The sequence below is a fragment of the Streptomyces auratus genome (assembly GCF_050433025.1).
Classification (GTDB): Bacteria; Actinomycetota; Actinomycetes; order Streptomycetales; family Streptomycetaceae; genus Streptomyces; species Streptomyces sioyaensis.
The window spans coordinates 4,106,440-4,123,840 of record NZ_JBNGCB010000001.1; the positions used below are offsets into that span (position 1 = coordinate 4,106,440).

General features: G+C 73.6%; 13 protein-coding genes and 1 riboswitch. Of the genes, 7 read left to right on the forward strand and 6 right to left on the reverse strand.

The genetic code is table 11. The features are described 5' to 3' along the window. Positions 1-4 precede the first annotated feature (4 nt). Positions 5-137, reverse strand: a riboswitch (cobalamin riboswitch). Positions 138-279: 142 nt separating this feature from the next. Genes cobG through BKA18_RS17900 form a run of 3 tightly spaced genes read left to right on the forward strand, consistent with a single transcriptional unit; the run spans position 280 to position 3,877 of the window. Beyond that, positions 280-1,662: a precorrin-3B synthase gene (gene cobG / locus BKA18_RS17890; protein ID WP_366048421.1), complete on the forward strand. Its 1,383-nt coding sequence runs from the start codon at positions 280-282 to the stop codon at positions 1,660-1,662. Next, positions 1,659-2,327, forward strand: coding sequence for a precorrin-8X methylmutase (locus BKA18_RS17895; protein WP_366048422.1), 669 nt, complete (start codon positions 1,659-1,661; stop codon positions 2,325-2,327). Before cobG ends, BKA18_RS17895 begins: the two co-directional genes overlap by 4 nt. Next, positions 2,324-3,877: a precorrin-2 C(20)-methyltransferase gene (locus tag BKA18_RS17900; protein WP_366048423.1), complete on the forward strand. Its 1,554-nt coding sequence runs from the start codon at positions 2,324-2,326 to the stop codon at positions 3,875-3,877. Before BKA18_RS17895 ends, BKA18_RS17900 begins: the two co-directional genes overlap by 4 nt. A 10-nt stretch (positions 3,878-3,887) precedes the next feature. Here BKA18_RS17900 and BKA18_RS17905 read toward each other — a convergent pair whose 3' ends face one another. Together BKA18_RS17905 and BKA18_RS17910 are read right to left on the reverse strand one after the other, a co-directional pair. Then, complete coding sequence (locus BKA18_RS17905; protein ID WP_366048424.1) at positions 3,888-4,475, reverse strand: type II toxin-antitoxin system HicB family antitoxin; 588 nt, start codon at positions 4,473-4,475, stop codon at positions 3,888-3,890. Between the two features lie 87 nt (positions 4,476-4,562). After that, positions 4,563-5,342, reverse strand: coding sequence for a cobalt-precorrin-6A reductase (locus BKA18_RS17910; RefSeq protein WP_366048425.1), 780 nt, complete (start codon positions 5,340-5,342; stop codon positions 4,563-4,565). A gap of 17 nt (positions 5,343-5,359) precedes the next feature. Here BKA18_RS17910 and BKA18_RS17915 point away from each other — a divergent pair, with 17 nt between their 5' ends. After that, positions 5,360-6,571 (forward strand): cobalt-precorrin-5B (C(1))-methyltransferase, encoded by a 1,212-nt coding sequence (locus tag BKA18_RS17915; RefSeq protein ID WP_366048426.1) that lies wholly within the window; start codon positions 5,360-5,362, stop codon positions 6,569-6,571. A gap of 21 nt (positions 6,572-6,592) precedes the next feature. On the opposite strand, the gene BKA18_RS17920 is transcribed toward BKA18_RS17915, so the two are convergent. The 3 genes from BKA18_RS17920 to cbiE all read right to left on the reverse strand — a co-directional run bounded on the left by BKA18_RS17920 (position 6,593) and on the right by cbiE (position 9,428). Continuing rightward, on the reverse strand, positions 6,593-7,009 hold the full coding sequence (locus tag BKA18_RS17920; protein ID WP_366048427.1) for a hypothetical protein: 417 nt from the start codon (positions 7,007-7,009) through the stop codon (positions 6,593-6,595). Positions 7,010-7,275: 266 nt separating this feature from the next. Next, the gene (gene cobM / locus BKA18_RS17925; RefSeq protein WP_366048428.1) at positions 7,276-8,070 is read right to left on the reverse strand and encodes a precorrin-4 C(11)-methyltransferase; all 795 of its coding nucleotides are present in this window, start codon (positions 8,068-8,070) and stop codon (positions 7,276-7,278) included. Continuing rightward, positions 8,067-9,428, reverse strand: coding sequence for a precorrin-6y C5,15-methyltransferase (decarboxylating) subunit CbiE (gene cbiE / locus BKA18_RS17930; RefSeq protein WP_366048429.1), 1,362 nt, complete (start codon positions 9,426-9,428; stop codon positions 8,067-8,069). The genes cobM and cbiE overlap by 4 nt, the downstream gene beginning before the upstream one ends. Positions 9,429-9,892: 464 nt before the next feature. Between cbiE and BKA18_RS17935 the strand changes: the two genes are divergently transcribed. Next, positions 9,893-11,158, forward strand: a complete 1,266-nt coding sequence (locus BKA18_RS17935; RefSeq protein ID WP_366048430.1) for a hypothetical protein — start codon at positions 9,893-9,895, stop codon at positions 11,156-11,158. Beyond that, entirely contained in the window at positions 11,155-11,730 is a 576-nt protein-coding gene (locus BKA18_RS17940; RefSeq protein WP_366048431.1) for a hypothetical protein, read from the forward strand. The genes BKA18_RS17935 and BKA18_RS17940 overlap by 4 nt, the downstream gene beginning before the upstream one ends. Positions 11,731-11,769: 39 nt before the next feature. On the opposite strand, the gene BKA18_RS17945 is transcribed toward BKA18_RS17940, so the two are convergent. Next, positions 11,770-13,788, reverse strand: coding sequence for an AAA family ATPase (locus BKA18_RS17945; RefSeq protein WP_366048432.1), 2,019 nt, complete (start codon positions 13,786-13,788; stop codon positions 11,770-11,772). Positions 13,789-14,119: 331 nt separating this feature from the next. Here BKA18_RS17945 and BKA18_RS17950 point away from each other — a divergent pair, with 331 nt between their 5' ends. Beyond that, complete coding sequence (locus tag BKA18_RS17950) at positions 14,120-17,386, forward strand: AfsR/SARP family transcriptional regulator (protein WP_366048433.1); 3,267 nt, start codon at positions 14,120-14,122, stop codon at positions 17,384-17,386. Positions 17,387-17,401 lie beyond the last annotated feature (15 nt).

Sequence of the window (17,401 nt, forward strand, 5' to 3'; positions counted from 1 at the left end):
CCCGGGTGGTCGTATGGACGGCGGGAGTTCCTGACTCACCCGGCATCTGCCGGGTTCACAGTGGCGGGACCGCGCCGGATTTGCACCGGGCTTCCTCCCCGGGGTCGTACGACCCCACGCCGTCGCTGGCGTCCGGCGGATCAGCCGACCCACCGACCTGCATAGTAAGGGCTGGACCCGGGGGAGGTAAGCGGGCCTTTGCGACGGGCGGCCCGGGGTGGCCGCGAGGGGGTCCGGGGCACGGTTCCGGCGTGCACCGTCGTAGGTATGCTCGCCGCCATGCCGCCCTCCCCCTCGATACGCCCCCAAGGGGCCGAACCGCCCATACGGGACCGCGGTGACGCCTGCCCGGGAGCGCTGCGGCTGCACTCCGCCGCCGACGGACAGCTGGCCCGAGTGCGGCTGCCCGCCGGGGACTTGACGGTGCGTCAGGCACGGGCGCTGGCCGACGCCGCCGACCGGCTCGGCGACGGCCACCTCTCCCTCACCTCACGCGGCAACGCGGAGCTCCGCGGCCTGCCCGACGGCTGCGGCACCGAGCTGGCCGCCCTGCTGCGCGACGCCGGACTGCTGCCCTCCGCACACCACGAACGCATCCGCAACATCCTCGCCTCCCCGCTGGCCGGACTGGACCGCAACTCCCCTGCCGATGTCCGCCGGTGGGCCCGCGAGCTGGACGAACTCCTCTGCGCGAGCGAACGGGCGGCCGCACTGTCGGGCCGTTTCCTCTTCGTCCTGGACGACGGCCGGGGTGACGTAGCGACGCTCGGCGGGGATGTGAGCTTGGTCGCAGAAGCGGACCGAGCCGGGGAGTCCGCCGGGTCCGGGGGCACCGCGCTGCTGCGGGTCGGCGACGATCCGGCGGCGCTGCGGATCGCCGGCCCGGACGCACCGCGTGCCGCGCTCGCCGCCGCCGAGACCTTCCTGACCGCCGCCGAGGCGAGCGGCAGCGGCGCCTGGCGGGTCCGCGAACTCCCCGCCGAACAGCGGCTGACGGCCCGGCAAGTGGCGGCACACCTCCACGAAACCGGCATCACCCCCACATATGTGACGCAGGCACCAGCGCCCGCTTCCTCGCCCTCCCCCCACTCCGCGGCCCCCGGAATCATCGAAGGCCCCGACGGCACGGCAGCGCTCTGCGTCCTGGCGCCGCTGGGCCGGCTGACGCTCGCCCAGTGGCGTCTGCTGACCGCCGTCGCCGCCGACGACGGCTGCGGCGCGCTGCGGCTGACTCCCTGGCGCGGCATCGTCCTCCCCGGGCTTCCGGCCGGCACCGCCGCCGCCCGGCTGTCCGCGCTGGCGGCCGCCGGCCTGATCACCGACCCGGACTCCCCCTGGCACCGCCTCGGCGCCTGCACCGGCCGCCCCGGCTGCGCCAAGTCCCGCACCGACGTCCGCACCGACGCCGCGGCCGCCGTCGCCGCGGGCGCCCGCGTCCCCGACACCACCGCCGTACCGGACGGCCTGCCCGTCCACTGGTCCGGCTGCGAACGCCGCTGCGGCCACCCCCACGGCGCATGGGTGGATGTGCGGGCAACGGGGGAGGGCTACCGGGTGGCGGTCGTCCGCCCGGACACCGCACCGCCCGCCGACGACGCCCCCGCGCCCCCGGCACCACCCCCGCACCACCCGGCCCCACCCGCCCGAAGCCACACCCCATGAGCCAGCCCACAACCGACAACCCCGAGGCCACAGTGACCGCGTTCGACTACGAGAAGGACGGTGCGGCGATCTACCGCCAGTCCTTCGCCACCATCCGCGCCGAGGCGGACCTCGGCGGGCTGCCCGCCGACGTCAGCCAGGTCACGGTCCGCATGATCCACGCCTGCGGCATGGTCGACCTGGTACGCGATCTGGCCTTCACCCCCGGCGTGGTGGCCGCCGCCCGCACGGCGCTGCGCGCCGGCGCCCCGATCCTCTGCGACGCCAACATGGTCGCCAGCGGCGTCACCCGCAGGCGGCTGCCGGCGGACAACGAGGTGCTGTGCACCCTCGCCGACCCGTCGGTCCCGGACCTGGCCGCCCGGATGGGCACGACCCGCAGCGCAGCCGCCCTGGAGCTGTGGCGGGACCGGATGGACGGCGCCGTGGTGGCGTTCGGCAACGCCCCCACCGCCCTCTTCCGGTTCCTGGAGATGATCGAGGAAGCGGCGCCCCGCCCGGCCGCCGTCATCGGCATACCCGTCGGCTTCATCGGCGCCGCGGAGTCCAAGGACGCGCTGATCGCCCATCCGTCGAAGCTGGACCACCTGGTGGTGCGCGGGCGCCGGGGCGGCAGCGCCATGGCCGCCGCCGCGATCAACGCCCTGGCGAGCGAGGAAGAATGAGCGTGAGCGAGCAGCAGGCACCCGGCAACGACGGCACCCCGCGGGCGGCCGCCCCCGGCCGTCTCTACGGCGTCGGGCTCGGCCCCGGCGACCCGTCCCTGATGACCGTGCGGGCCGTACAGGTCATCGGCGAGGCCGACGTCATCGCGTACCACAGCGCCCGGCACGGACGCTCCATCGCGCGCGCCATCGCCGCCGAACACCTGCGCGCCGACCACATCGAGGAGGCGCTGGTCTACCCGGTCACCACCGAGTCGACCGACCACCCCGGCGGATACCGGGGCGCGCTGGACGAGTTCTACGAGGCCGCGGCGGCCCGCCTCGCCGCGCACCTCGACGCCGGCCGCACCGTCGCCGTCATCTCCGAGGGCGACCCGCTCTTCTACGGCTCCTACCAGCACATGCACAAGCGGCTGGCCGACCGCTACCCGACCGAGGTCATCCCGGGCGTCACCTCCATCAGCGCCGCCGCGGCCCGCCTGGGCAGGCCGCTCGCCGAGGCCGACGAGGTCCTGACGATCCTCCCCGGCACCCTGCCGGAGGAGGAGCTGACCGCCCGGCTGGCCTCGACCGACGCCGCCGTCGTCATGAAGCTCGGCCGCACCTTCCCCACCGTGCGCCGCGCCATGGAACGCTCCGGCCGCCTGCCGGAGGCCCACTACGTCGAACGCGCCACCATGTCCGGTGAACGCACCGAAAAACTGGCCGACATCGACGCGGAAACGGTCCCGTACTTCTCCGTCACCGTCGTCCCCAGCCGCCTCGCGAGCCCGCCGCCCGAGGCCGCTCCCCCGCCCGGCACCGGTGAGGTGGTGGTCGTCGGCACCGGCCCGGCCGGCCCGCTCTGGCTGACCCCCGAGTCCCGTGGCGCCCTGGCCGCCGCCGAGGACCTGGTCGGCTACACCACCTACCTCGACCGCGTCCCGCGGCGCCCCGGCCAGCGCCGCCACGCCTCCGACAACAAGGTCGAGTCCGAACGCGCCGAACTCGCCCTGGACCTGGCCCGGCGCGGCCACCGGGTGGCCGTGGTCTCCGGCGGCGACCCCGGCATCTTCGCGATGGCCACCGCCGTCCTGGAGGTCGCCGCCCAGGACCCGTACCGCGCCATCCCCGTACGCGTCCTCCCGGGCGTCACCGCCGCCAACGCGGCCGCCGCCCGCGCCGGCGCCCCCCTCGGCCACGACTACGCGGTCATCTCCCTCTCCGACCGCCTCAAGCCCTGGGAGGTCATCGCCGAACGCCTGCACGCGGCCGCCGGCGCCGATCTGGCCCTGGCCCTCTACAACCCCGGCTCCCGCACCCGCACCTGGCAGGTCGGCAAGGCCCGCGAACTCCTCCTGGAACACCGCGCCCCCGACACCCCGGTCATCCTCGCCCGCGACATCGGCGGCCCCGAGGAATCCCTCCACACCGTCCGCCTCGCCGACCTCGACCCGCACCAGGTCGACATGCGCACGATCCTGCTGATCGGCTCCTCCCAGACCGAGGTGGCCCGACGGGCCGACGGCACGGAGATCGTGTGGACTCCTCGGAGGTATCCGGAGAACTGACCTCGCAGGGTTACCCGGACAGTTCCCTGCCCCGCTGCGGACGCTTCTGCCTACCGGAACGCTCGTCGTGGCCGGGGCGGGGCCGTCCGGCCTTCGTCACCTTGACTGCAGTCTTCGGCGACGCCGTGGTCGGCCGGGCCTGTAGGAGCTGCGATACGCGTTGGAAGGAAACCCCGAGGACACGACCGGCGTCCCGCTGACTCAGTGACTCGGTCAGGGTGGCCGCGGCAGCCTGCATTGCCTTCTGCGCGGCCTTCCTCGCGTCCTCGGCAGCCTTCTCGGCCTTCTCCGCAGCCTTGATGGCCCGTACTGCCTCCCGCGGCAGCACCGGCTCGACCGTCACCTCGACGTCCTCGGTTTCGACGTCGAGCATGACGGCAATGGCTTCCCGGGCCGCCTCATCTGCCTTGTCGAGGCGCTTGGCCTGGCTGAACACCCCCGGGAGGTCCGGGACCTCCAGGGCCCACCATTCACCCGCGCGGCGCGCTGTGACACGGTACGAAGTCATCGCCACCACCCTTCCCCCGAGTTCCGGCTCAAGCGTCTTGCAGATGCCCTGGCCAGTGAGTTCGTTGACTTCGGTGTGCTTGGGGAGCACGACGCGGATACTGCCGCACACCCAGATCTGGTGGCTGCCCTTCTGGCGGACCAGGTCGAAGGCAACGCCCTGGGCTTTGGCCGCACCTCAGTCGGAACCGGCCCCGCTGAGAATTCCCCCCAGCCATTCCACCGCCCCCTCCGGCCCCGCCGCCACCGGCACCCCCTCCGGCACGGGCGGCCGCCGGACCACGACCACCGGCACCTCCGCCTCGCGGGCCGCCGTCAGCTTGGCGGCGGTGGCGGCCGCGCCGCTGTCCTTCGTGACGACGACGTCGATGCGGTGGTCCCGCAGCAGGGCCCGTTCGCCCTCCAATGTGAAGGGGCCGCGGTCCAGGAGGGGCGTCATCCGGGGCGGGTAGGGGGGCTCGGGGGCGTCGACGGAGCGGACGAGGAACCAGAGGTCGGCGAGGTGGGCGAAGTGGGCGAGGCCCATGCGGCCCGTGGTGAGGAAGATGCGGCTGCCGAGGGCCGGGAGGGCGGCGGCGGCCTCGTCCAGGGAGGTGACCTGGTGCCAGCGGTCGCCGGGTCCCGGTACCCAGCCGGGACGGCGCAGCGCCAGCAGGGGAACATGGGCGGTGGCGGCCGCCAGGGCCGCGTTCCGACTGATCGTGTCGGCGAAGGGATGGGTGGCATCGATGAGCGCGTCCACCGCGTGCTCCCGCAGCCAGCGGGCGAGGCCCTCGGGGCCGCCGAACCCGCCGATGCGGATCTCCCCGGCGGGCAGCCGGGGCGCGGCGACCCGGCCGGCGAGCGAGCTCGTCACCCGCAGGGACGGGTCCGGCACGAGGAGGCCGGCCAGGCGGCGGGCCTCGGTCGTACCGCCGAGAATCAGGACGTGGCGCACCGGGCGGGCTGCGTCGTTCATGGGATGTGGGTTCCTCCGTGGCTGAAGCGCAACCGCAGGGTACGGGGCCGCAGGGTACGGGGAAGGCCGCGGGCGGCCGCAGTGCGCAGCTCGCGCACACCGGGCTGCGGCACGGCTGGACGACCGGTGCCTGTGCGACGGCGGCGAGCACGGCCGCGTACACGGCGCTGCTGAGCGGTGAGTTCCCGGATCCGGTGACGATCACGCTGCCGAAGGGGCAGACGCCGTCCTTCGCCCTGGCGGTGGAGGAGCTGGCGGCGGGCCGGGCCTCCGCGATGGCGGGGGTCGTCAAGGACGCGGGCGACGATCCGGATGTCACGCACGGGGCGCTCGTGCGCGCCACGGTTCGTCCGCTGCCCGCCGGGTCCGGCATCGTCTTCCGGGCGGGGCCGGGGGTCGGGACGGTGACCCGGCCGGGGCTGCCGCTGGACGTCGGCGAACCGGCGATCAACCCCGTACCGCGGCAGCTGATGCGGGAGCATCTGACCCAGGTCGCGGGACGGTACGGCGGCGCGGGGGCGGACGCGGCACCGGACGTCGAGGTGGAGATCTCGGTCGATCACGGGGAGGAGATCGCCCGGAGCACCTGGAATCCGCGGCTGGGGATCCTGGGCGGGCTGTCGATCCTGGGGACCACCGGGATCGTGGTGCCGTACTCCTGCTCGGCCTGGATCGACTCCATCCGGCGGGGCGTGGATGTGGCGCGGGCCGCGGGGCGGCGGCATGTGGCCGGGTGTACGGGATCGACCTCGGAGAAGGTCGCCGTCGCCCTGCACCACCTGCCGGAGGACGCCCTGCTGGACATGGGCGACTTCGCCGGCGCGGTGCTGAAGTACCTGCGACGGCATCCGGTGGACCGGCTGACGGTCTGCGGCGGCTTCGCCAAGCTGTCCAAGCTGGCGGCGGGGCATCTGGATCTGCACTCCGCGCGCTCACAGGTGGACAAGGGGTTCCTGGCGGAACTGGCCCGGCAGGGCGGGGCCCACGAGGCGCTGGCGGCTGCGGTGGCCGAGGCCAACACGGGTCTGGCGGCACTGCAGTGGTGTGCCGCGGCGGGCGTGCCGCTGGGTGATCTGGTGGCGGCGCGGGCGCGCGAGGAGTCGCTGGCCGTGCTGCGGGGGGCGCCCGTCGCGGTCGACGTCATCTGCATCGACCGGGCGGGGATGGTGGTGGGGCGGGCGGAGCCGCGGGGCCCCGGGGACACCGGCCGTGGAGGGCCCCTCGGGTGAGGGGCCTCCCCGCCTCGGCGGTCAGAAGTTGCGGTAGCCGCGATCGAAGTTGTTGTTGCGACCGAAGTTGTTGTTGCGGTAGCCGCCGCGAGCGAACCGGTCCAGACCGCAGTGGCCCGTTCTGCCGGTGAGCACACCCAGGGCCGTCTTCAGGGCACAGGCCGTCAGCCGGAGCGGGTTGTTGCGGTGCCGTCCCTGAGCCTCGTTGCGCCCGTTCCGGCGGTCGTGCCGCCGGTCCCGGCGGTCGTTGAACCGGCTCGGCGTGTCGTAGGTACGGCTCGGAGTGTCGTGCATCCACGGCGAGGTGTCGTCGGTCTGCGCCGGGGTGTCCGCCGCCATCGTGGGGTTGTCCTTGCCGTCCGCGACGGCGACGGGGCCGCCGACGAGCGTCAGCACGGTTGCGGCGCCTACCAGGCCGGCGGCGAGTTTGGTACGCATCGTGGCGTACTCCTTTGCTCGGCCCCCCTTGGGTGTCGCAGCTTCCTTACCGGCCCCCGGGAGCCAGGAAACGGACATTCACCCCGATGCGGTGAGATCACCCACCGGACGGTCCCGACGGCACCTGCCCCTTCGGCGTGTCTGCCGGCGCCCGCCCTGCGGCGTGTCGGCCGGCATCTGCCCTACCGCGCGTCCGTCGGCACCGCTGCCCTACGGCGTGTCCGTCGGCACCTCTGCCCTACCGCGCGCCCGTCGGTTCCTCTGCCCTACGGCGTGTCCGTCGGTTCCGGTTCCGGCTGCGGCGCGGCGCACGGCGCATGCGGGCGCTCCCGGTCCGTCGAGTAGAGGTGGCTGTCGCGGAACTGCGCGGCGCCCAGGGTGCGGCCGACGAGGATGACGGCCGTCCGCACCACGCCCGCGTCCTTCACCTGGCCGGCGATATCGGCGAGGGTGCCGCGCAGTACGAGTTCGTCGGGGCGGGAGGCCATGGCGACGACGGCGGCCGGGCAGTCGGCGCCGTAGTGGGGCAGGAGTTCGGCGACGACCCGGTCGACGTACATGGCCGCCAGATGCAGCACCAGCAGCGCGCCGCTGCGCCCGAGGGTGGCGAGGTCCTCGCCCTCGGGCATGGGGGTGGCGCGCTGGGCGACGCGGGTGAGGATGACGGTCTGGCCGACGGTGGGGACGGTCAGCTCGCGCTTGAGGGCGGCGGCCGCCGCGGCGAACGCGGGGACGCCCGGCACCACGTCGTAGGGCACACCGGCCGCGTCCAGCCGGCGCATCTGCTCGGCGACCGCGCTGAAGACGGACGGATCGCCGGAGTGCAGCCGGGCGACGTCGTGGCCCTCCTCGTGCGCGCGGACCATCTCGGCGGTGATGGTGTCCAGGTCCAGCTGGGCGGTGTCGATGAGCCGGGCGCCGGGCGGGCATTCGGCGAGCAGCTCACGCGGCACCAGGCTGCCGGCGTACAGACACACCCCGCAGGAGGCGAGCGTCCGGGCGCCGCGCACGGTGATCAGGTCGGCGGCGCCGGGGCCCGCACCGATGAAGTGGACGGTCATGGCTGTCGGTTCTCCTGCGAGGACGGGGCCGGAGGGGCGGAGGGAGGGGAGGCGGGCGAGGCGGCGGACGGGGGCTTGACCGCCGACCACTGGGTGACCGGCATCGCCTGCCGCCAGCCGGTGAAGCCGCCGACCGGCACCGCGTGGGAGACCGCGAGCCGGACCAGTTCGCCGCCGTGGCGGCGGTGGCGGTCGGCGAGCAGCGCCTCGGATTCCAGGGTCACCGTATTGGCGACGAGGCGGCCGCCGGCAGGCAGCGCCGCCCAGCAGGCGTCGAGCAGGCCGGGGGCGGTCAGTCCGCCGCCGATGAACACCGCGTCCGGCACCGGCAGCCCCTCCAGCGCGGCGGGCGCGGAGCCGGTGACCACGCGCAGCCCCGGTACGCCGAGCGTCCGCGCGTTCCGGCCGATGCGCTCGGCGCGTACCGGGTCCCGCTCGACGCTGACGGCGCGGCAACTGCGGTGCGCCCGCAGCCATTCGACGGCGATGGAGCCGGAGCCGCCGCCGATGTCCCACAGGAGTTCGCCGGGGGCGGGCGCCAGCGCGGCCAGGGTGGCGGCCCGGACATGACGCTTGGTCAGCTGCCCGTCGTGCTCGTAGGCGGCGTCGGGCAGACCGGGGACGGTGGACAGGTGCGGGGTGCCGGGCGCGCGGACGCAGTCGAGCGCGAGGACGTTGAGGGCGTCGCCGGGCGGGCGGTCCCAGTCGTCGGCCACCCCCTCGACCATCCGCTCGCGGGCGCCGCCGAGCTGCTCCAGTACGCGCATCCGGGTCGGGCCGAAGCCGTGGGTACGCAGCAGCGCGGCGACCTCGGCGGGGGTGTGGGCGCCCGCGGACAGCACCAGCACCCGGCGGCCGTCGTAGAGCGCCCGGAGAAGGTTCTCGGCGGGCCGTCCGACGAGCGTGACGACCTCGGTGTCCTCCAGCGGCCAGCCGAGGCGGGCGCAGGCGTAGGAGACGGAGGAGGGGTGCGGGAGGATGCGCAGCGGCCGGTGGCCGGCGACCGGGGCTCCCGGCGCGTCCGCCGGTGCGCGGCCCGCCTGCTCCGCCAGCACCTCGCTCAGCGTCCGCCCGATCCCGTAGAACATCGGGTCGCCGCTGGCCAGCACGCAGATCCGGCGTCCGGCGTACGCGGCGAGCAGGCCGCGGACGGCGGGACGCAGCGGGGACGGCCACGGGACGCGCTCGCCGGCGCACTCCGCGGGCAGCAGCGCCAGCTGGCGGGCGCCGCCGATCAGCACCTCGGCCGCGCACAGGGCCTGGCGGGAGGCGGCGGGCAGCCCGTCCCAGCCGTCGGCCCCGATACCGACGACGGACAGCGGATCGGGAGCGGCCGGGGCGGATGATGCGGGGCTCACTGCCGGGTACCTCAGGGGTCGGGAGGGGACGGGATCGGACGGGATCCGGTCCGAGGGGGACGGGAGCCGAAACTCTACTGACCGGTCGGCCCGCCCCCGCCCGCGGGGAGCCTCCACCGAACCGCCCCGCCCTTCATGCGCCTAGGTCGCACTTGCACAATCTGCCCCATATGGGCCGCCGGGCCGGGTCCTCGGGCTGCCGTCCCCCGGCGGCCCGGCCATCGTCCGGTCGGGCGCCGCACCGGCCCCGCTGGACGTCTCGGTCGATCCGTCGGCACCGCCGGAGTACGCGGCGCCGCATCCGGTGGGGCGGAGGGTGGCTGCGGTGTGCGGCGCCCGGGCGCGGCGCACCGGGCACAAGGTTTCCGCAAGGGTGCCGCAAGCTTTCCTCGGGCCCCTCGGGCATCCCCCAGCTGACGGCCTGTCATCCGTGAGGGGCCGGACAGCGTCGACAACGAGCAGACATGGGGGATGCCATGACGGCATTGCGGGCGTGCGACGACGGACCACAGCGGTCCAGGGAATGGCTGACACTCACCGGACGCAAGAAGATCCTGGTGGTCGTGCACACGGTGCCCTACGGAAAGCGGCTGCAGGAGGTCTTTTCGCTGCTGGAATCCGATCTGCGGATCCAGGTGGTGTTCACCGCCCCGCCGCACCCGTTCAGCGACGGGGTGACGCAGCTTCTGGAGCGGCTCGGAAGCGCCGTACTGCCCTGGGACGAAGCGGTCCGGATGGATTTCGACCTCGCGCTGGCCGCCGGGCCGCGCGGGGTGGAAAAGGTCCGGGCCCCGCTGGTCCTGCTGCCCCACGGGGCCAACTTCCTCAAGCGGGTCACCGAGGGGGCCGAGACCCGGGTGGCGGGACTCGGACGGCAGGACCTCACCCCGCAGGGCCGGGCGCTGCCCGCCGCCGTGGTCCTGCCGCACCGGGACGACCTCGACTGCCTGGCGCACACCTGTCCGGAAGCGCTGCCGCGGGCCTCGGTCGTCGGCGACCCCGTGCACGACCGGATGGTGGCCAGCCTGCCCCGCCGCCGTGCCTACCGCCGGGCGCTCGGGCTCGGCAAGGGCCAGCAGTTCATCGCCGTCGTCTCCACCTGGGGGACCCGCTCGTCCTTCGGAGCGATCGAAACGCTGCTGCCCCGGCTGCTGGAACTGGTGGGGCAGCACCGCAGGGTGGCGGTCCTGGTCCACCCCAACGTCTGGTCGGGGCACGGCGCCTGGCAGGTGCGAGCCTGGCTGGCGCAGTGCGCACGGCGCGGCATCGCGATCGTGCCCCCGGAGGCGGACTGGCGGCCCCTGCTGATCGCGGCGGACACGATCATCGGGGACCACGGTTCGGTGACCCTGTACGGGACGCTGACGGGTGCGCCGATCCTGCTGGCCGCCTCTCCGGAACAGGAGATCAACCCCGCCTCACCGGCCGCCGAGCTCGCCCGGACGGCTCCGGCCCTGTCGCCGGCCCACTCCCTGTCGAGCCAACTGGCCTACGCCGCGGCCGAGTACCACGGTCATCAGCGGGAGGAGTACGGAGCCATCGCCGCGCGCATCACCTCCGAGCCCGGCCGCTTCAGCCGGAACATGCGCCGCCTGCTCTACCGGCTGCTGGGCCTCGGCCAGCCCGCGCACCCGGCGCACACCCCGCCGCTGCCGCTGCCACCGCCACTGACCCGCTGGTCCACCGCGCCGCACGGGCGGTACGACACAGGAACGGGGGCCTCGGCATGACGGCCGCAGCAACTGCCGCACTCTGGAACGTCCGGGGGCGACGGCGGGTACGGGTGCTGCCCGGCCGGGCAGCCGGGGGCGGTGCCTCGATCGCCGTCTCGGTCTTTGCGGAGGAGGGCCGGGCACCGGCCGCCTCCGTACCGGCCTGCGCGCTGTTCTGCGGAGCGCGCGCCGTCGGCTGCGGCGCCCTGCCCGCCGACACCGACGAGCACTTCGCGCTGGATGCCGAGGCCTGCACCGACGGTCGGTGGCTCGCCTGCGCCGATGTGCTGCACGGCAGCCGGCCGTGGCCCGCCGAGAGCGCCGTGGGCTGGGTGCGTGACCTGCTCACCCGCTACACGGGCTGCCGACTCGCCGGGCTGCCGCTGATCGGCGGCGGCTGGGCCGTCGCGGAGCGCCTCGACAACTGCCGGTTGATCCGGTCGGCGTTCCTCCGGTCCTCCCCGCCGCGCCCCGAGCGCACCCGGGCGGCCTGGGAGTACTCCCTGATGGCGTCGTGTCTGCACGGACTCGTCGCGACCGGGTACTCCCTGGAGGAGCTGCTGCCCCTCACCGTGCTGTCGCTCGGCTGACGCCGTCTCGCCGGACCCGCACTCCCGCCGGGCCGCTGCCTACTCGGCCGCGCTCCCGTCCCGAGGTTCTGCTGGCTTCGCCGGAAGGCCGACCAGCAGAACCTCCATCCGTGCGGCATCGGCCGGGCTCTGCCGGGCGTACAACTCCTGGGCCCGCACCAGGCAGTCGCGGGCCACCGGCACCTCCGCGTGCTCCACGGCGCTTCTTCCGAGCATCTCCCAGACGCGGGCCTGCCAGGGGGTGGCGCCGGCGTCCTCGAACACCACCAGCGCCTCCCGGAGCTCCCGCGTCCCGGCCTCGTAGGCGCCCTCCAACACGCGCGCCCGTCCATGGAAGGCGAGCGCGCGGGCGGCGTCGTACGGATCACCGACGTCGAGAAGTGTGCTGCGGGCCCGCTCGAAGAACTCCGCCGCGCGCCGGTCGTCCCACCTCTCGCCCTCGCTCTCCAGCGCCATCTCGCCCAGCACGATGCGCGACAGGGCGGCCCCGCGCAGATATCCGGCCTTCTCCCACGTGTCGATGGCCCGGTGGAGGAAGTCGCCGGCCACCCGCAACCGGCCCGCCTGCCGGTGCGCGGAGCCGAGGCCGTGCAGTGCCTGCCCCTCGTCCCGGGCGTCCCCGGCCTCCCGCGCGGCGTCCAGCGACCAGGAGAACCACGTGATCGCGTCGTCGGCCCGGCCGGCGACACCGAATCCGATGGCTCCCGAGTTGAGCATCTGGCGTTCCGCGGCCCGGTCCCCGCTGCGCCGGGCGGCGCGCAGACCGATCTCGTGGGCCTCCAGCCACAGGTCGTGATAGCGCAGCCGGTGGAACAACGGCCACAGGGCGTCGACGAGTTGCCAGGACAGGTCGTCCCAGCCCTCGTCGTACGCGGCCCGCACCGCCGCCAGCAGATCCAGCCGGCGCGTTTCCAGCCAGGTCAGTGCGCCGGACGCCTCGGTGAACGGGCCGGGCAGTTCCGGCCGGAACTCGTAGTTCCGCCGGAGCGTCAACTGGATCGGCGACAGGCACTGCTGGGCCTGCGTCGCGGTCGCCAGATACCAGTCGCAGACGCGCCGTAACACCTCCGCGCGGACCTCCGGCCGCTCCTCGTCCTGTCCCCGCCCCTGGGCGTGCAGCCGGACGAGGTCGTGGAAGCGGTAGCTGTCCGGGCCGATGTCCTCCACGAGATTGGCCTCGACCAGCACGTCCAGCAGCCGCTCCGCCTCCGCCAGCGGGATGACACAGGCCACCGCGGCCACCCGGGACTCCATCGAGCGGGCCGGCAGCAGCGCCAGCCGACGGTAGAGCCGTGCCGCGTCGTCGGCCAGCACCGCATAGGACTCGTCCAGCGCATGGTTCACCGAGGACTCCCCTTCGATCGTCAACGCGGCCAGCCGGCCCTGGCCCTGGGTGAGCGCCTCCACCAGCGAGCGCATCGGCTGCCGAGGGCGGGACGCGAGCCGGGCCGACGCCAGGCACAGCGCCAACGGGAGACCGCCGCACAGATCGATCAGCTCGCGGGTCTCCCGGGCCTCGCTGCGTACCCGCTCCGCACCGACACCCCGGGAGAGCACCTCTTCCGCGGCGTCCGCGTCGAGCAGCCCCAACTGGTGGTAGAGCGCGCCGTCCGCCCGCAGACCGGTCAGCCGGTGCCGGCTGGTGGCCACGATCAGGCCGCTGTGGCCGCCGGGCAGCAGGGGCCGCACCTGAGCGGCCGAGAAGGCGTTGTCCAGCATCACGGAGATCCGCAGTCCTGCGGTGACCGAACGCCACAGCGCGGTCTGCTCCGCCAGGCTCGCCGGTATCGGGCCGGTCCCCAGGGCGCGCAAGAACTGCCCGAGTATGTCGGACGGGCTGGCGGGACCGTCGAAGGAGTGGCCGCGCAGGTCCGCGTACAGCTGGCCGTCGGGAAATTCCTCGGCGGTGTTCCGCAGCCACCGGGTCACCAGGGAGGTCTTGCCGATCCCGGCCGGCCCGGACACCACGACCAGCGGCGTGGACTCCTCCTGACGCCGGGCGAGGAGCCCGTTCAGCATCGCGAGGTCGGGCACCCGATCCGTGAAGTGCGCCGACACCGGGAGAAGTTGTCTGGGAACCGGCGGTGGCACCGAGGGCCCGGTCGGAGCGCGCGTATGGAAATGCACGCCCCCGTGGATCTGGCCGGCCTGGACGCTGGGCCCGTTGATCCTCGCCGAGCCCCCGATGGAGTTCCAGTGCATCCGCAGCCCCTGTCCCGGTATGTCATGGATCGATGCAGCATTCCCCGTCGAGAGGAGCGGGAGTCCCTTTCCGGACCTGGACCGCCTCGATCCGGCCAACGGCCCCTTTGAGGCTGTCTGTTCTCCGCCACCGGTGAGTGCCATGCTCGCTGGAGCGGATGATGCGCCGATCAGGGGGGAGGCGCTGGTGGAGATCTATGTACTCGGGCCCGTTCGTCTCGGCACGCCGGACCGCAGCGTCGGCCTCGGCTCCGACAAGGAACGGTGCGTGCTGGCCTCGCTGGCCCTGTCGGCGAGCCGCCCCGTGGCGCTGGAGACCCTCATCGACCGGCTGTGGGACAACGGCCCGCCGGCCAAGGCCCGCCAGTCCGTCCACGCCTACGTCTCCCGCGTACGCAAAGCGCTCCGGGCGGCCGCCACCGCCGGCGCACCGTCGCGCCGGCCCCCGGACGAGACACCGGCCATCACCCAGCATGCGCACACCTACACCCTGGCCATCGCCCCGGAGCAGATCGACTGGCTCCGCTTCAAGCACCTGGCCGCGCAGGCGAAGTCCCGGTCCCAGGAGGGCGACGACTCCGCCGCGGCCGCTCTGCTGCACGAGGCGGAGGCGCTGTGGGACGAGGAGGCCCTGGCGGGTCTCCCCGGTATCTGGCCGGAGCGGATGCGGGCCCGGCTGGCGGAGGAACGCCTGGGCGCCGCCATGGCCCGGATCGCGGCGGAACTCCGGCTACGGCGTTTCCACAGTGCCCTCGGCCCGCTGTCGTCACTCCTCGCGCACCATCCGCACGACGAAATGCTGCTGGAATACCTCATGCTGGCCTACTACGGCTGCGGCCGGCACGCCGATGCCCTGCGGGTCTATCAGGAAGCGCGCCGCCGGCTGCGCGAGGAACTCGGTGCCGACCCCAGCGATCAGCTCACCCGGGTGCATCAGCGCATCCTGCGTCGTGCCCCGCTACCGGAGCTGATTCCGTCCCCCGCGGGCCCCTGCCCGCACGGAGAACCGACCCGCGCCGCACCGCGCAATCTGCCGCGCCACACCTCCCTCGTCGGCCGCCGTACGGAGATGCGCAGGCTCTGTGCAGCCGTCGCCGGCGCCGCCGGGGCCACCGGTGCCGAAGCGGCTTCCCCGGCCGGACCGGCACCGGCCGTCATCGCCCTGGAAGCGATCTCCGGCATGGCCGGCGTCGGCAAGACGGCGGTGGCGGTCGATGCCGCCGACCGGCTCGGCCCGCGGTTTCCCGACGGTCAGCTCTACCTGGATCTGCGCGCACACGCCCGCGTCCAGGACCCGTTGCCCGCGGGGGCCGCGTTGGCCGTCCTCCTCCGTCTCCTGGGTGTCGCGCCCGACGCCGTTCCCGCCGACGTCGAGGAACGTACGGCCCTGTGGCGCACCCTCCTGACCGAGAAGCGGGCGGTCGTCATCCTGGACGATGCCGCGGGCACCGAGCAGGTACGGCCCTTGCTCCCCGACAGCGGTTCGCCCTCGCTCGTCATCATCACCAGCCGCCGCCATCTGGCCGGTCTCCCCGGAGCCCACTGGCTGGCCCTCGATGTGCTGCCCCCGGACGACGCGACCGCGCTGTTCCGGAAGTTCGCGGGCGAGGAGCGCACCCAGGACGCCGACGCCGTCCACCACATCGTGCGGCAATGCGGCTATTTACCGCTGGCGATCGAGATCGCCGCCAATCGGTTCAACGCCCGGCCGTCCTGGACCCTGTCCACGCTGCGTGAACTGCTCTCCCGCGGACCCGGCCGGCTGGGCGAACTCCGTGACGGCTACTCGGAGATAGCGCGCGCATTCGAGATGTCGTATCAGACCCTGACCACCCGGCAACGGACCGTGTTCCGCCGGCTCGCGCTCCACCTCGGAGCCGAATTCGGTCCCTACGCGGCATCGGCGCTGGTCGACCTTCCGCTGGCGGAAACCGAACGGCTGCTGGAAACCCTTCTGCACTGCCACCTGCTCCAGGAGCCGACCCCGCACCGCTATCGCTTCCATGATCTTGTGGCGGAGTTCGCCCGCACTCTGGCGTGCGCCGAGGACACCGAGGACGAGCGAAATGGCGCGCTGCGCCGGCTGGTGGACTTCTATCTGTGCGCGGCGGCGGCGGCCGACCGTCTGCTCTGTCCCCGCCGTCTGCGGCGGCCGTGGGCGGGCCCCGCCTCGCCGGCTCCGCTGCCCGCCCTGGCGGACGCGGACGCCGCCAAGGAATGGCTCACGGTGGAGCGCACCAACCTCCTGACCACCGAGCGCCATGCCCGCGCGCACGGGCCGGCCGACCGCGCCCCGCTGCTGAGTCACGTCCTGGCCGGCTTCCTGGACGCCGAATGCCACTGGACGGACACCGATCGCATGCAGCGGCACGCCGTCGGCCACTGGGAGCGGGCGGGCGACCGGCACGCGCAGTGTCTGGCGCTGCTCGACCTCGGCACGACCCACGCGAACACCTCGCGCTACCCCGAGGCCGAGGACGCCGCCCGGCGGGCACTCGGCCTGGCCCGTGCGGTGGGCGCCGCGGACGCGGAGGCCGATGCCCTGCGGACCCTGGGAATCCTGCAATGGCATCTGGGCCGCTACCAGGAAGCGCTCGCCCTCCACCGGGAGACCCTCCCGCTCCATCTCCGCTCGGGGGACACCTGGGCACGCGCCCGCTGCGAGAACAACCTCGGCATTTTCCTGCTGTACCTCGGGGAGCATCCGGACGCCCTGAAGCATTTCACCAGCGCCATCAAGAATTTCCGACTGGCCGACGACCGCCGCAGCGCCGGAAAATGCATCAACAACCTCGGTGAATTGCATATGCGCATGGGACACATCGACATTGCGCGCCATTACTACGAGGAGTCCCTGGACATCGCAAAATCCCTGGGAAGCCTCGCCGACCAGATTACCGCCCAGGCAAATCTCGCCGGTCTCCTCATCACCTCGGAAGACCCCGAAGACATCACCTGCGGACTGGATATGCACCAGGAATGCCTCGTCACCTTCCGACGACTCGGTGACCGCCGGAACGAGGCGAATGCTCAGCTCGGCCTGGGCCTCGCCCAGCACAATCTCGGCCGTTACACCGAGGCGGCCGACCATCTCTGCAAGGCCCTGGAGCTCGCCCGCGACATCGGCGCCGCCCATGAAGAAGCGCAGGCCCTGTACCGTCTCGGCGCCACGGAGGCCGCACTGGGCGACCCGGGCCGCGCCACCGGCCACCTGGAGGAGGCCAGCGCGCTCGCCGACCGGATCCAGGCACTGGAACAGAAGGCGCATGCGATGTGCGCACTCGCCGAAATCCACCTTCAGGAAGGCGACCCGGGGAAGGCCCGCATGCTGTTGGAATGTTCTTTTGGCATATGCCAAAAGCGCGATGCCCAGGAGGCCTCCAGGATCTCCGCCAGACTTGCCGCCATCGAGGCATCCGAAGCCCGCAACCGATCCCATCGGCGGACCTCCTGAGGCGAATGGCAAGGC